The following is a 13,663-nucleotide window of genomic DNA, read 5'->3' as shown; positions in this document are numbered from 1 at the left end:
TGAGGTATAAGATAATTTTTTGGTTAAAATAATTGGCTATAGAATAGCCTTTAGTGTTTTTCTTTTAAGCAGTACAAAAATGTGAATAAATTTCAGTATAAAAAAATGAAATTGCTATTGATTATTAACTTTATTTTACGTAACCTACCCTAAATTTTAATGTTTATATAATTTGAAAAAATCATCAACAAAAACTAGAGTCCGTTATTCAGAAACCGATCAAATGGGTGTAGTTTATCATGGAAACTATGCACAGTTTTTTGAACTTGGCAGAACTGAATGGCTAAGAAAATTAGGTGTTACTTACAAAGATATGGAAAATAGTGGAATTATGTTACCAGTAATTTCTTTAAACTGCAAATTTATCAAATCTGCAATTTATGATGATGTTTTAACCATCGAAACTTTTTTAATTAAAAAGCCAATGGTTAAAATTGAGTTCGATTATAAAATTACCAATCAAAATGATGAATTAATTTGTACAGGAAATTCGGTATTAGCATTTATGAACATGGAAACTAAAAAACCAACAAGATGTCCTGATTATTTGTTAAAAAGTTTGGGATTCTAGTTTGATGAAATTATAACGAATAACGAATCTCAGTTCGAGTGCAATTTTCTAAAAAAATTAAAAATATCAGTTCGAGTGATTTCGATTTTTCATAGAAATTGTATCGAGAACTAATTAGAATTCGAAAATTTATTGACGTTCAAACTTGATAATATTTGTAGCAGAAAAAGAAGTTATAAACTAGCTTTTATCATCCTGTCATTTCCAAATAAATCTTTTTTTAAGCTGATGTTTTTAAAGCCTTTATCCTCTAATAAGTCACATGTTTCTTTGCCTAAATATTGGTTGATTTCAAAAAATAACAATCCGTTTTGGGTCAAATTATTTTTTGCTAAATCAGCAATTTTATCATAAAAAATAAGCGGATTTTTATCAGAAACAAACAAAGCTAAATGTGGCTCGTTTTGCAAAACATTATTCTGAATTTCTACCTTTTCTAATTCTCTTACGTAAGGTGGATTTGAAATGATAATATCGAACTTTTGAGGTAGTTTTTCAGTTTGTAAAATATCAACTTGAAGAAAATTAACAGCTACTTTATGAAGTGCTGCATTTTTTTTGGCAATTTTTAAAGCCTCCACAGAAACATCAATTGCAGAAATTTTTACTTCGGATAAATTTTTAGCCAAAGAAATAGGAATACAACCTGAACCTGTACCAATATCTAAAATTGATAAAGATTTGTCATTTCCAACTTCCAACATCTCACTTCCAGCTTCAAACTTCCAACTTCCAACTTCTTCCAAAATCCACTCCACCAATTCTTCAGTTTCTGGTCTTGGAATTAACGTGTTTTCATCAACCAAAAAAGGCAAACCATAAAACTCGGTTTTACCAATTATATATTGAATAGGTTCTTCTTTTTGTAATCTTGCTAACGCATTTTTTAAGATTGATAAATTCTCTTCATCAATCTTAAAATCAGGTTTTAAAACAGTATCAATTCTTTGTAAATCCAAATATTCTTCCATCAACAAAAAGAAAAAAGAATCTATTTCTGTAGTTGGATAAATTTCGGAAAGTGAATTTTTGAAGAAATTTTTAAAATCTTTAATTACCAATCTTTATATTTTTTATTTCTATTTGTAAAATTTATAAATCTGTTAAAATTTATATCATCTATAGTATTCGAATAAATTACTGCTGTATCAATTATATTTTCTTTTTTATTGATTAAAAAAACTTGAACACCTTCTTGCTTATAAAATTCATAATCAAACCTTTTTAATACTTCATTTAACCTTTTGGGGTTAAATGAGAGTTTATTTATGGAATCTCTCATTTCATAAGAATAATTTATAGAAAGTTTAATTGAATCAATTTCTAAGGAAAAACCTTTCCCTAAAAGGGAAGTGTCTAAATATCCATAATGTATTTTAAAATCACCTTCTTTTTTCTCTAAAGTATAATATCCACAAGTATCCCAAATTGTATCTAATTTGTCTGTTATAAAATAAGATTCATCAATATTAAATTGATTATCAAAAGGATTGTATGCTGGTTTTTGCTTACAACTTAATGCTGCTAATAAAAAACAAGAAAATAGTAGATAATTTAACCTCATAGTTATTTACAATAAAGGACTAAAAAAACGCGATAAACGCTCGAAAGTTTTTTGTTTTATAGATCTTTTTCTGAACTCCTTATACTCAATTTTATGTGCTTTGTTTTTACGCTCATCAAATTCTTTTTTTACTTCCTTTGTTATTTTTTCATCATAAAGAATGGCATTCAACTCATAATTATGCTCAAAACTTCTACAATCGAAATTTGTAGAACCTACAGAAATAATTTCATCATCTATAAAAACAACTTTACTGTGCGAAAAATCATCTCTTAAATAAATGTTTACACCCGCTTTTAACAAGTCTTCAAAATAAGAATACATGCTATAATTTGCTACTTTAGAATCGCTCTTTTTTGGCAATAAAAGTGTAACATTTACACCACTCAAAGCTGCTATTTTAAAGGCTTCTAAGATTGAAAATGTAGGAATAAAATAAGGATTTAAAACGCAAATACTTTTTTCGGCTAAATTTATAAAGCTTAAATATTGCTGCATTACCACAGATTGTTCGTAATCTGGCCCACCAGAAACAATTTGAAGTTTTGTTTCGCCTTCAAAATTACAAGGAGTACTATATTTTTTATCTTTTGTTAAATCCTGATTGCTAGCATAATAAAAATCCTTTAAAAAAGATTTGTGAATGCTATTTACTGCACATCCTTTTATTTGCAAATGTGTGTCTTGCCAAATGCCCAAAAACTCATCATCTGTAATATATTCATCAGAAATATTTACACCTCCTGTAAAACCAATTTCGTTATCTATAATGGCAATTTTTCTATGATTTCTAAAATTTAAAGAAAAGATAAAACTCCCATATTTAAAAGGGGTTTCTGGATACAATTCTACACCCATATCTTTTAATTTTCGCTTGGTACTTTTCTTCAATTCAAAACTACCAAGCGTATCATAAATGACTCTAACTTCTACATTTTCCTTTATTTTCTGTTCTAAAATAGCCATAATTTCCGACAGAATTTCTCCATCTTCAATCATATAATATTGTAAATGAATAAAATTTTTGGCGTTTTTTAAGGCTTCATTTAATGCCTTAAAAGTTTCTTTTCCGTTTTTTAAAAGAATAACATCATTTTTATCTTCTACACCAATATGCGTCGTTTCGTAAATTAAAGTAGCAATTTTCTTTTGTTTGATTGTTTCTAATATTTCAACATTAGAGCTGTTTTCAGAACTTAAAGAATCTTTAATAAAATTTTTTCGTTTTTTGGTTTCTTTCAACTCAAAAAACTTAATTTTTCTTCTGTTGATTCCAAATAATATGAATGCAACAACGCCAATAAAAGGGAAGAAAAACGTAATTAAAACCCAACTTAAAGATTTAGATGGTTTTACACCAAAATATAGGATATTATAAAATGCCCAACTAAATAATATAAGGTGTAAAAATCCTAAAATATAGTAAATCATTATTCGTTTATTTCTTTAAGCATCCAAACATCACAATTAAAATGACTCGTGTTTCCCATTGGTTTATCTAAATTCACAAAACCGTTTCTTATATATAATTTTACTGCAGCTTCCATATAAGGTAGCGTTTCTAAATAGCAATTTTCGAAACCAAAATCTTTTGCTTTCTCCAAACATTTTGTAATTAGTTTTGTTCCCAAACCTAGACCTCTAATGGTTGGTAAAAAGTACATTTTTTGCAATTCGCATGTATTTCCATCAAAATTATCCAATTTGGCAATGCCTGCACCACCCACAATTTTATGATGATGTTCCACCACATAATAAATTGCTTTTTCTTTTTGATAAGTTTCAAACATTTTATCGGTTGCTGCATCTGCATAAGCTGTACCAACTTTTGGTGCGCCCATTTCTACAATTACATCTCTAATAACTCTTGCAATTTGTGAATTATCTTCGCTTGTTATTTCTCTAATGATAAAATCTTCACTTGTCATTTAATACTGTATTTTTGCAAGAGCAAGTTACCTAATTTTTTAAAGATTTTTAATGAAAAAAGCATTCTATTTTATAGGTTTATTTTTATTGATATATAGTTGTACTGTTCATAAAGAACCTATTTTTGTTAAAATTGACAACATAGAAGTAATGAGCTATGCAGCAGATACTATAAAACTTAAAGCCATGGCTTTTTTTGAAAATCCAAATGATGTTGGTGGTAATATTTCTACTGATAATCTAAAAATTTTAATCAACGATTCAGAAGTTGCTCAGCTTTTTTCTGATGATTTTAATGTACCAGCAAAAAAAGAATTTTCAATTCCATTATTGGCAAATATACCAACTAAAAACCTTTTAAATTCAGATAAAAACGGACTTTTAGGTGGCTTGATCAATTCGCTTTTAAGTAAAAAAGTAACTGTTAGAATTCAAGGAGATTTGGTGTATTCTTTTCTTGGGTTTCAAAAAGATTTTTTAGTAGATAAAACTCAGGATATAAACATAAAATTTTAACGAATTATCAATCACGAAACATACATAAAACGCTGTTTACAAATTGCCAAAAACGGACTTGGTACAACAAGACCCAACCCAAGTGTTGGTGCTGTAATTGTTGTTGATGATAAAATTATTGGCGAAGGTTTTACCAGTGATTATGGTAAAAACCATGCAGAAGTAAATGCCGTAAATTCGGTTAAAAATAAAGCCATTTTAAAGGAAGCTACAATCTATGTTACTTTAGAGCCTTGCTCACATTTTGGCAAAACTCCACCTTGTGCAGATTTGTTGGTAAAACATCAATTTAAAAATGTAGTTATTGGTACTGTCGATTCAAATAGCTTGGTTGCTGGAAAAGGAATTGAACGTTTACAAAATGCAGGAATTAACGTAATTGTTGGTGTTTTAGAAGATGAATGTAAGAAACACCACAAACGATTTTTTACAGTTCAAGATAAAAAACGACCATTTATTATCTTAAAATGGTCAGCAACTAAAGATGGTTTTGTTGCTCCATTGAGTAAGGATGAAAAAAAGCCAGTTTGGATTTCCAATAATTATTCTCAACAATTAGTACATAAATTAAGAGCGCAAGAACATGCTATTTTAGTAGGCACAAATACTGCAATTGCTGATAATCCTAAATTAAATGTAAGAAGTTGGACAGGAAATAATCCAACAAGAATTGTATTGGATAAAAATTTACGAATTCCTAAAAATGCAAATTTATATGATGAAAGCTTAAAAACCATTTTTATTTGTAACCTTGGAAATCCGAATTTGGAAGTTGGAAGTAAAAACATAATTTTTGAAGAAATTAATTTTGATAAAAAAATCCCTGAACAAATTTGTGCTGTTTTACAAAAACATAGTATTCAATCTGTTATTATTGAAGGTGGCACACAAACTTTACAAACTTTTATTGATGCCAATCTTTGGGATGAAGCTATGGTTTTTACAGGAGATAATTCTTTCGAAAACGGAATTAAAGCACCTGTTTTATCAGCAAAAATTATAGCAACAAAAAATATAAAAAACGATATTTTAAAAATATATACAAATGATTAAAAACATCATCTTCGATTTTGGAGATATATTTATCAACTTAGATAAAGAAGGAACTTACAAAGCCATGGCTGCTTTAGGAGTTTCAAAAATTACAGACGAAATGATACAAGTGTATCAGAATTATGAAAAAGGTTTGATGACTACTGATGCATTTCTCAATTTTTTTCATGAGAAATTTAGAATTCCTAAAGAGAAATTAATTGTTGCCTGGAATGCTGTTTTGTTAGATTTTCCAAGAGAACGTTTAGGCTTTTTAAAAAAATTAGCCGACAGTAAAAAATACCGATTATTTTTATTGAGCAACACAAACGATTTGCACATTAAATGGGTGCAAGATTCTTTGGGTGATGAGTTTTATAATGATTTTAAAAGCTCTTTTGAGCAGTTTTATTTATCGCACGAAATAAATTTCAGAAAACCAGATGCAGAGATTTATAAATTTGTTTTAAATGAAAATAATTTAATTGCAGAAGAGACTTTGTTTGTTGATGATTTAAAAGAAAACACAGATTCAGCAAATACTTTAGGCATTAAAACTTGGAATTTAATGCCAGAAGAAGATGATGTTACTGAATTATTCACTAAAAACGAATTCTTTTGATTTATTTATTTTTTAGCATTTTAATTTCTACAGGTTTATTTGTTATTTTCAAATATTTTGGCATTTATAAAGTAGATATTTTAAAAGCAATTTTCATCAATTATATTGTTGCTTTTTCGTTAGGATTTGCATTTGCAGAAAGAGAATTTTCTTTTGCAGAAATACCAAGTCAACCTTGGTTTTTTGGTGCTGTTTTTTTAGGAGCATTATTTGTGGCTATATTTTTTGTAATGGCAATGACAGCTCAAAGAAATGGAGTTTCTGCAGCTTCTGTTGCAGGAAAAATGTCAGTAGTAATCCCTGTTTTTTTTGGAGTATTTTTATACAATGAATCTGTTACATTTTTAAAAGTTATTGGAATTATCATTGCTCTAATTGCTGTGTATTTAGCTTCTGTAAAAGAAGATAAAATAGCCACCAAAAATGCAGGTTTGCTCTTCCCTATTTTACTTTTTTTAGGTTCAGGAACTATTGATACCACTTTAAAATATATGGAAGTTATGTTTGTGCCAAAAAGTGACGTTTCCATTTTTTCTGGAAGTTTGTTTGGTATTGCAGCCATTTTTTCGCTTTCTATTTTATTAATACAAGCATTCAAAAAAAGAGAGGCTTTTGGTTTTAAAAATGTGATTGCAGGAATTGCATTAGGAATTCCGAATTATTTTTCGATTGTTTTTTTAATAAAAGCTTTGCAAACAGAAGGCTTTGAAAGTTCTACATTATTTACCATAAATAATGTTGGGACTGTAATTCTATCTACTTTGGTGGGGATTCTAATTTTTAAAGAACAATTTAGCATCAAAAATAAAATTGGAGTCACTTTAGCAATTGTAGGAATTGTAATTGTAGCTTTAGCCTAATGGAAAATGATAGTTATAAAACAATTTTAAAACCCTCAGAAGAAACGCTTTTTAAAGATAGAAATAGTAAGTTTTTTGGCTACGCTTTTCCTGTGCTTCATGAAGATGATGTAAAAGATTGTTTAGAGGAATTAAAGAAAAAACATCATACAGCTCGTCATTTTTGTTATGCGTATCAAATTGGTATCGAAGACATAAAATATAGAGCCAATGATGATGGAGAACCCAACAATTCTGCTGGAATGCCTATTTATGGGCAAATTCAATCTTTTGATGTTACCAATATTTTAATTGTTTCTGTACGTTATTTTGGTGGCACAAAATTAGGTGTTGGTGGTTTGATAAACGCCTACAAAACTTCTGCTCAACTTACTTTGGAAACCTCAACCATCGTAGAAAAAACCATTGATATCTTTTTTCAACTCAACTTTGAGTACGATATGATGAATAAAGTAATGCGAATTATCAAAGAGAAAAACATTACACTCGAAAATCAAAAAATGGAATTGGCTTGCGAGTTTATTATTTCTATCAGAAAAAAAGAAGCTGAAAACATTTTTGAAATTTTTGATACTTTGTATAAGGTTGATGTGAAAATTGTAGATCAACTTTAAATACTATAAAATTTAATTATATTTACAGACTAACAGTAACATAAAAATTGCTATATCACGTTAATTTTAAGGGATATGAGTAATAAAAGTTGTTATATAATGAGTTAGGCACAATGCGAGAAAAACTGCTAACAACATTATTTATTGCAATAGCAACTTTAATTAGTTGCAAAAATTCAACACCTTTAAAATCTGAAAAAATACTTAACGAAAGTTATGTTCCAAAAAATTTAGACGAAGCTCTTACTCAAATTGATTTTAATCTATCTGACTCTCTGAAATTAGAAATTAAGAAAAAATCTGAAAACGATTTCACCTCAGAATCTCATTTCGGACTTGGAATCGGAATGCGAAATAATTGGCGACTATGGAAAGGTTCTGATTTATCTAAATATTTTAATAGCATTGGAATTTATCATCCTGATGATATGTCTGGAATTATTTTAACAAGCTATTATCGAAAACTAACTGGACACGAAATAAAATTAGACGAACAAATTGCATATTATAAAGAATATTGGGATGGAGTTGAATTAACTCAATTACCTGAAAAAAAAGAACATCCTGAACCAAATCTAAAATTTAGAGTTTCTATAAACTATGGTAGTTACGCCGAAAATAAAAAATGGGGAACTGTTTATATTCAGACAAATTCTGAAAATGAAAATTTCTGGATTTATGATTACTATTATGGTTGGAAAAAAATAGATTTAGAAACAAAAGAAAAGCTCGAAAATGTGCGAATTCAAGAAACTGAATCTATAATGAATCAAATATTTAGCTAAAAAGTACTGTGCCTAACAATGTGTATAATTCATTGCTAGTTAGAGCCTACTTACGAAAGTACTCGTGGACTTTTTTGGTAGTTAATTATTCACTAAATTAGTTCCTCAAACCACGCAACTTTCCATACACAAGACCGTTGTATGTAACCTAAAAACTGAACTGAAATTAAACTATGGGATTTTTAAAACGTTTATTTGGTAAAAAAGAAAAGTCAATTGAAAAAGAATTTAATGAAGAAGAATATGAAAAAGATTACGAGTTAAAATCTGAAGGACTTAAAAATATTCTTGGAGAAATGCATAATCTTGTTGGACACGCAATTATCCCTTTTGCCATTGGTGGAACAGTCGATATGTATTATTTTCCTAAACACATAAAAGGAACAGGATTTGCAACTATGGAGTTATTAGATCCAGATGGTAATGGACCAAAAGAAAACCGAATTGGAACTTATGAATTAGTTGCTTTTACTAAACACGATTATAATGAAAGTGAAGATAATCAAACACCATTTAATCTCATTGAAAGAAAAGCGTGCGGATTCTTAACATCAATTGGAAATTATTCGTCAATAGCTGTTCTTAACCCAAAAGAAACTATTGAAATACCAAATGGGGAAAATGAACAAAATTCTTGTTTGGTATTTGATTTATATGAGCCAAATGGAAAAAAATTTAAAATAGGTAATCGAGAACATCATTTATTACTTTGTATGCAAATTTTTAGAAGTGAAATGGATTACGCAAGACAACATGGAAGTGATGAATTATTTAATTTATTAAAAGAAAAAGGAATCTATCCTTATAGCGATTTAGATAGAGAACCAGTAATATAAAAGGCTACGCACAACAAAAAATAGAATTTTAAATAATCTCAGTTATTGATCATCAAAATAATATATTATTACAAAGAGTTAAAGTCCATATATAGATAAAGAAAAATCCGATTATTTTTAGATTTTAAAACACAAATTATCGTTTATAAATTAGCAGCTTAATTCAATTTTAACCTGTAGCCATATTTTAGGATTAGCCATTTCCGAAACGAAACCCAATAATTACAAATTAATCATTACATTATTTAAAAAAGTGCTGTAAGTATTTAATTCAAAAGGAACATCTGCATTTTTTTCCATATCGTGAAAATGATGTGTTGCTAATACTTCCATTCCTGTAAAAGCATTCATTCTGTGAAACCCAAACATTGCACCTTCATCTACACTTTTTTGATTAAAAAATTCATTTTCTAAAGTAAATGCAGTTTTAGGAGCATTCCAACTTGTAGTGAGTATATATTTTTTTCCGTGCATTAAACCACCAGTTCCGTAATTGATGTTTGGATTTTTTCGACTTCTTCCATCGCTTGCATAAATTCCATTTTGATGACCTTCCGTAAAAACTTCATCTATATATTTTTTAAATCCAAAAGGTATTTGAAACCACCAAATAGGCGTATGATAAATCACTAAATCTGCCCACTTAAATTTTTCAACTTCTTCTTTTACCTTATAATTTTCACCTACTTGAGTAGACTTCACTTTAAATCCTTCTAAAGATTCAAAATGTGAAATTGTATTGGCGAAAAGTGTTTCGTTAAATCTTCCTCCAGAATGTGCAAATGGATGACCTCCATTAATTATAAATATATTTTTCATTTGTGTCTTCTTTTATTTGAGGCAAAATTAAAGCAATATTTATTATTGTAAAAATAATACAAATCATACCTTTGTATTAATATTTTAATAGTTATGGTAAATTTAGAATGGTACAGAACATTTAAAGAAATATATGAAAACGGAACTTTAACTAAAGCTTCTATTGCTTTATATGCTTCTCAACCTGGAGTTAGTGTACACTTAAATGCTTTAGAAGCTTATGTTGGCAAAAAACTTTTTGAACGTACTTCAAGAAAAATGATTCCTACAGAGGATGGAAAATTTTTATACGAATATATTATTGAATCTTTAAAAAAACTTGAAATAGCAGAACAGCATTTTAAAAAGACAACGCAAGAAAAAAATCCATCTCTAAACATTGGAATGTGTTCAGAAATGTTTCAACTTATTATTGAACCCGAAATTCCAAAACTAGACTTTGACCTAGTAGCTAGATTTGGAGCTCATACAGATTTAATAAAAGACCTAAACAATGGTATTTTAGATTTAGTAATAACACCTAAAAAACAGAATGAAAAAAAATCATTAGTTGAGTATATTCCGTTTTCTAAAGAAAGAATCGTTTTAGTAGCAGGAAATAAAACGAATGTAACTAAAATACAAAAATACCTAAAATCTAACAACTTAAACAAGTTAGAAGACGAACTGCTTCAAAATGTTTGGTATAGTTCATCAAATGAAATGGAACATTTTAGACGTTTTTGGTTTGAGAATTTTAATAAGAAACCTGCTTTTAAACCTAACTATATTTTACCAAATATTACTTCTATTATAAGATGTTTAAACAATGGTAATGGACTTGCTTTAGTTCCAGATTTTTTATGTCGAGAACAAATTATAAGAAACGAAATAAATTTAGTTTGGGAAGGAAACGTAAAAACGGAGAACACCTTATATTTTGCATCAAGAACAGATTTGAAATACAAAAAAGAATTAGATACAATTAAGAGTATATTTACATCAAAAATGTATTAAACGCAGTACAACTCTATATAAAATTTATGGTTAGTTGTAACTCCCTTAGAGAATTTCTTAGGAATTTTGAAGTTTGTGCTTTACTTAATAAATTTATTACTAATACAATATCGTAAAGTTGATACATAAACGTTATGTGCAATTTTAAAAACCAAACTAAATGGAAATAAAATGTTTAGACATCAAGGCAAAAGTAGAACTTTAAAACACAATCTTCGAATTGCTACGATTTTGTCCTTTGTAGCTGGAATGGTTAATATTACAGGTTTTTTGGCTTTTAAACAACTAACAACCAATGTTACAGGTCATTTCGCTCTTTTTATTGGTGATGTTTCAAATTTAAAATTTTGGAAGGGAACAGTTTATTTTCTTTATATTTTTTCCTTTCTCTTTGGTTCTTTTTTATCAAGTTTCTTAATCGAAAAATACAAGGAAAATAAAAAGCTTAATGTTTTTGTTTTACCAACTATTATTGAATGTTTGATATTATTATCTATTTCAATTATAAGTAATATAGGAGAAATAAAATATCCTGATTTAATTGTTTGTTTGCTACTTTTTGCAATGGGACTTCAAAACTCTTTTGTCACAAAAATTTCAAATGCAATCGTAAGAACAACACATCTAACAGGACTGTTTACAGATTTAGGAATTGAACTATCGCAACTTTTCTTTCCTGAATCTCATCCAAATAGAGAAAAAATTAAATCCACAATAAAACTTCGAATCTATATAATTTGTTTCTTCTTTCTTGGAGGAATCGTAAGTGGGTTTCTTTACTCAAGCCTTGACTTAAAATTGAACACTCTTATTTTTGGAGCCGTAATTTTATTAATAAGCCTATTTTATGACGATGTGAGATATAAAGTAATTCGAACAAAGAGAAAATATAAACAAAGAAAAAAACGAAAACATTAAGTTGTACAAAAATTACGCTATTAGAGCATATATATAACCTTGTATGAAAACAATTCTACAGATATGGTTGGGTTTTTGGCTGAATTTGAACTAGCAGGAAATAAAAACACTGAATTGATTGTATTAGGACCTGAAGATAATCCATCATCAAATAAGAGTACCCAAGCAACTTGGGATGCAATACATAAAGATGAACTTATGGATTGGATTATAAAGCAAATGGAAAACTAATTTTACACATCATATGTGTATATCAAATTAAATTTATTCAAGAATTTTTAAAATGAAGAAGTAATTCTTAGTTTTAAAAAAAACTAATAACAAATGGATTTTGAACCAATATCTGTAGGAAATTTTAATAATAGATTAAGCTAGACAGCAGATGAGTTTAAGAAAAGTATCTCTGATTTTGAAGGAAAACATCTTATAGCTGATATTCAAAAACTAAAAAAATAGAATAGCATTATATATTTTCTTCAATTAAACTCTCGTGCATAAATCCTTCAACATGATCTGCATATTGCACATGAAACCAGTTGTCAATTTTTCCTAAAATTGTAATTGGCGTGTTTTCTGTAAACGTTTCTATTTTTTTATACTTGACACCTGAACCAATTCTTAATTCATTTTTAGCCAGTTTAGTTATTCCGTTTTTAAAAACCTTTTCTTCTTTACTATTTGGCAAATCAGATTTTTTTACAAATGCCAACGGATTTATGGCTCCAGAAGAATTATAAATTCCAAAATGTAAATGAGGACTTGCTCCTTTTGCATTTCCTGTATTACCTACAAACCCTAAAGTATCACCAACTTTTACGTATGTACCTGACCTTGTTTTAATACTATCTAAATGCGCATAATACAACGTTTTTCCAAAAACGCCACTTTTTAACCAAATTTGTTTTCCACCCAAACCACTATTTTTAGCAGTTGCAATAAAACCATCTACAGAAGCAATTACTGGTGTTCCTCTTTTAGCAAAAATATCGATGCCTTCATGTTTTCTTTTTCCTCCACTTCTAACTGCTCCCCAATAACTTTGAATATCTTTATTTCCTTTACCAGCAACTGGAAATAAAAAAACAGGTTCTGTGTAAATTCCAATATTAAAATCGACTTTTTTATTAGATTCTGGAAACATCACAATTTTGTAATAACCCGTTTTAAAAACTTCAAAATTAAGATGATTTAAGTTCGCTTCATTAGAAACTATGGGCCTTTTTGAAATTAAAGTATCATTTAAAAAGGAATATACATCTACAGCAAATTGCAACGAATCTGTTTTAATATTTGTTTCAATTTTTAATAGTTCTCCTTTTTCTAAAAATACTTTATACGATAAAATTGACAAATCTAAAGAGTCTGATTTTGTATAAATAACATTTGGCAATGCTAACTCTAAATTATTATTTTTAGCTTGCTCGTAAACAACTTCGTATTTCTCCAAAAAAGCGTCATCATCTTTATAATTTCTTTCTATAACTTGTTTTCCTGAAGGTTTTGTAAATTTATCTGATAAATTTTGAACTTGTTTGCAAGAAGCAAAACATAGTGATACTAAAATAATTTTAAAATTGATTTTCATACATTCTACTTTATAA

Annotated in this window: 17 protein-coding genes; 11 read left to right on the top strand and 6 right to left on the bottom strand. The window is 28.2% G+C overall.

The window, feature by feature from the left end; genetic code table 11:
- Nucleotides 1-172: 172 nt before the first annotated feature.
- Nucleotides 173-571, top strand: a complete 399-nt coding sequence (locus LPB03_RS16460; protein ID WP_065320721.1) for an acyl-CoA thioesterase — start codon at nucleotides 173-175, stop codon at nucleotides 569-571.
- A gap of 173 nt (nucleotides 572-744) precedes the next feature.
- Here LPB03_RS16460 and prmC read toward each other — a convergent pair whose 3' ends face one another.
- From prmC to LPB03_RS16440, 4 genes are read right to left on the bottom strand one after another with little or no spacing between them, the layout of a single operon-like run.
- Complete coding sequence (prmC, locus tag LPB03_RS16455; RefSeq protein ID WP_065320720.1) at nucleotides 745-1,632, bottom strand: peptide chain release factor N(5)-glutamine methyltransferase; 888 nt, start codon at nucleotides 1,630-1,632, stop codon at nucleotides 745-747.
- Nucleotides 1,626-2,135: a hypothetical protein gene (locus LPB03_RS16450; RefSeq protein WP_065320719.1), complete on the bottom strand. Its 510-nt coding sequence runs from the start codon at nucleotides 2,133-2,135 to the stop codon at nucleotides 1,626-1,628. The genes prmC and LPB03_RS16450 overlap by 7 nt, the downstream gene beginning before the upstream one ends.
- 6 nt (nucleotides 2,136-2,141) lie before the next feature.
- On the bottom strand, nucleotides 2,142-3,566 hold the full coding sequence (gene cls, locus LPB03_RS16445) for a cardiolipin synthase (protein WP_065320718.1): 1,425 nt from the start codon (nucleotides 3,564-3,566) through the stop codon (nucleotides 2,142-2,144).
- Entirely contained in the window at nucleotides 3,566-4,063 is a 498-nt protein-coding gene (locus tag LPB03_RS16440; protein ID WP_065320717.1) for a GNAT family N-acetyltransferase, read from the bottom strand. Before LPB03_RS16440 ends, cls begins: the two co-directional genes overlap by 1 nt.
- A gap of 52 nt (nucleotides 4,064-4,115) precedes the next feature.
- Here LPB03_RS16440 and LPB03_RS16435 point away from each other — a divergent pair, with 52 nt between their 5' ends.
- The 7 genes from LPB03_RS16435 to LPB03_RS16405 all read left to right on the top strand — a co-directional run bounded on the left by LPB03_RS16435 (nucleotide 4,116) and on the right by LPB03_RS16405 (nucleotide 9,329).
- Nucleotides 4,116-4,580 (top strand): hypothetical protein, encoded by a 465-nt coding sequence (locus LPB03_RS16435; RefSeq protein ID WP_065320716.1) that lies wholly within the window; start codon nucleotides 4,116-4,118, stop codon nucleotides 4,578-4,580.
- A 3-nt stretch (nucleotides 4,581-4,583) separates the two neighbouring features.
- Nucleotides 4,584-5,633 (top strand): bifunctional diaminohydroxyphosphoribosylaminopyrimidine deaminase/5-amino-6-(5-phosphoribosylamino)uracil reductase RibD, encoded by a 1,050-nt coding sequence (gene ribD, locus LPB03_RS16430; protein WP_065320715.1) that lies wholly within the window; start codon nucleotides 4,584-4,586, stop codon nucleotides 5,631-5,633.
- Nucleotides 5,626-6,234 carry an HAD-IA family hydrolase gene (locus LPB03_RS16425; RefSeq protein ID WP_065320714.1) on the top strand — a complete coding sequence of 203 codons (609 nt, stop codon included), beginning with the start codon at nucleotides 5,626-5,628 and terminating at the stop codon, nucleotides 6,232-6,234. The genes ribD and LPB03_RS16425 overlap by 8 nt, the downstream gene beginning before the upstream one ends.
- Entirely contained in the window at nucleotides 6,231-7,094 is an 864-nt protein-coding gene (locus LPB03_RS16420) for an EamA family transporter (protein ID WP_065320713.1), read from the top strand. The genes LPB03_RS16425 and LPB03_RS16420 overlap by 4 nt, the downstream gene beginning before the upstream one ends.
- Nucleotides 7,094-7,708, top strand: a complete 615-nt coding sequence (locus tag LPB03_RS16415; protein ID WP_065320712.1) for an IMPACT family protein — start codon at nucleotides 7,094-7,096, stop codon at nucleotides 7,706-7,708. Before LPB03_RS16420 ends, LPB03_RS16415 begins: the two co-directional genes overlap by 1 nt.
- Before the next feature lie 113 nt (nucleotides 7,709-7,821).
- A complete protein-coding gene (locus tag LPB03_RS16410; protein ID WP_139059012.1) occupies nucleotides 7,822-8,493 on the top strand; it encodes a DUF6794 domain-containing protein in 672 nt (223 codons plus the stop codon).
- A 173-nt stretch (nucleotides 8,494-8,666) separates the two neighbouring features.
- Nucleotides 8,667-9,329, top strand: a complete 663-nt coding sequence (locus LPB03_RS16405; protein ID WP_065320710.1) for a suppressor of fused domain protein — start codon at nucleotides 8,667-8,669, stop codon at nucleotides 9,327-9,329.
- Nucleotides 9,330-9,551: 222 nt separating this feature from the next.
- Here the strand turns inward: LPB03_RS16405 and LPB03_RS16400 are convergent, their stop codons facing one another.
- Nucleotides 9,552-10,148, bottom strand: a complete 597-nt coding sequence (locus LPB03_RS16400; RefSeq protein WP_065320709.1) for an NAD(P)H-dependent oxidoreductase — start codon at nucleotides 10,146-10,148, stop codon at nucleotides 9,552-9,554.
- Between the two features lie 93 nt (nucleotides 10,149-10,241).
- Between LPB03_RS16400 and LPB03_RS16395 the strand changes: the two genes are divergently transcribed.
- From LPB03_RS16395 to LPB03_RS16385, 3 genes are all read left to right on the top strand, one after another.
- Nucleotides 10,242-11,144 carry a LysR family transcriptional regulator gene (locus tag LPB03_RS16395; protein WP_065320708.1) on the top strand — a complete coding sequence of 301 codons (903 nt, stop codon included), beginning with the start codon at nucleotides 10,242-10,244 and terminating at the stop codon, nucleotides 11,142-11,144.
- 171 nt (nucleotides 11,145-11,315) lie between these two features.
- Nucleotides 11,316-12,062 (top strand): YoaK family protein, encoded by a 747-nt coding sequence (locus LPB03_RS16390; protein WP_065320707.1) that lies wholly within the window; start codon nucleotides 11,316-11,318, stop codon nucleotides 12,060-12,062.
- Nucleotides 12,063-12,101: 39 nt separating this feature from the next.
- The gene (locus tag LPB03_RS16385) at nucleotides 12,102-12,293 is read left to right on the top strand and encodes a hypothetical protein (protein WP_065320706.1); all 192 of its coding nucleotides are present in this window, start codon (nucleotides 12,102-12,104) and stop codon (nucleotides 12,291-12,293) included.
- Nucleotides 12,294-12,525: 232 nt separating this feature from the next.
- Here the strand turns inward: LPB03_RS16385 and LPB03_RS16380 are convergent, their stop codons facing one another.
- Entirely contained in the window at nucleotides 12,526-13,647 is a 1,122-nt protein-coding gene (locus tag LPB03_RS16380; RefSeq protein ID WP_065320705.1) for a M23 family metallopeptidase, read from the bottom strand.
- Nucleotides 13,648-13,663: the final 16 nt, after the last annotated feature.

This window comes from Polaribacter vadi, from assembly GCF_001761365.1.
In the GTDB taxonomy this organism is placed as follows: domain Bacteria; phylum Bacteroidota; class Bacteroidia; order Flavobacteriales; family Flavobacteriaceae; genus Polaribacter; species Polaribacter vadi.
Note: the sequence above shows the minus strand (reverse complement) of the source record. Positions and strands in the feature narration are given on the sequence as shown.

Bases quoted from the DNA above. Each gene is read 5' to 3' on its own strand.
- LPB03_RS16450 (WP_065320719.1), bottom strand. From the start codon at position 2,135: ATGAGGTTAAATTATCTACTATTTTCTTGTTTTTTATTAGCAGCATTA.
- cls (WP_065320718.1), bottom strand. From the start codon at position 3,566: ATGATTTACTATATTTTAGGATTTTTACACCTTATATTATTTAGTTGG.
- LPB03_RS16440 (WP_065320717.1), bottom strand. From the start codon at position 4,063: ATGACAAGTGAAGATTTTATCATTAGAGAAATAACAAGCGAAGATAAT.
- LPB03_RS16435 (WP_065320716.1), top strand. From the start codon at position 4,116: ATGAAAAAAGCATTCTATTTTATAGGTTTATTTTTATTGATATATAGT.
- LPB03_RS16425 (WP_065320714.1), top strand. From the start codon at position 5,626: ATGATTAAAAACATCATCTTCGATTTTGGAGATATATTTATCAACTTA.
- LPB03_RS16415 (WP_065320712.1), top strand. From the start codon at position 7,094: ATGGAAAATGATAGTTATAAAACAATTTTAAAACCCTCAGAAGAAACG.
- LPB03_RS16410 (WP_139059012.1), top strand. From the start codon at position 7,822: ATGCGAGAAAAACTGCTAACAACATTATTTATTGCAATAGCAACTTTA.
- LPB03_RS16405 (WP_065320710.1), top strand. From the start codon at position 8,667: ATGGGATTTTTAAAACGTTTATTTGGTAAAAAAGAAAAGTCAATTGAA.
- LPB03_RS16400 (WP_065320709.1), bottom strand. From the start codon at position 10,148: ATGAAAAATATATTTATAATTAATGGAGGTCATCCATTTGCACATTCT.
- LPB03_RS16395 (WP_065320708.1), top strand. From the start codon at position 10,242: ATGGTAAATTTAGAATGGTACAGAACATTTAAAGAAATATATGAAAAC.
- LPB03_RS16390 (WP_065320707.1), top strand. From the start codon at position 11,316: ATGTTTAGACATCAAGGCAAAAGTAGAACTTTAAAACACAATCTTCGA.
- LPB03_RS16380 (WP_065320705.1), bottom strand. From the start codon at position 13,647: ATGAAAATCAATTTTAAAATTATTTTAGTATCACTATGTTTTGCTTCT.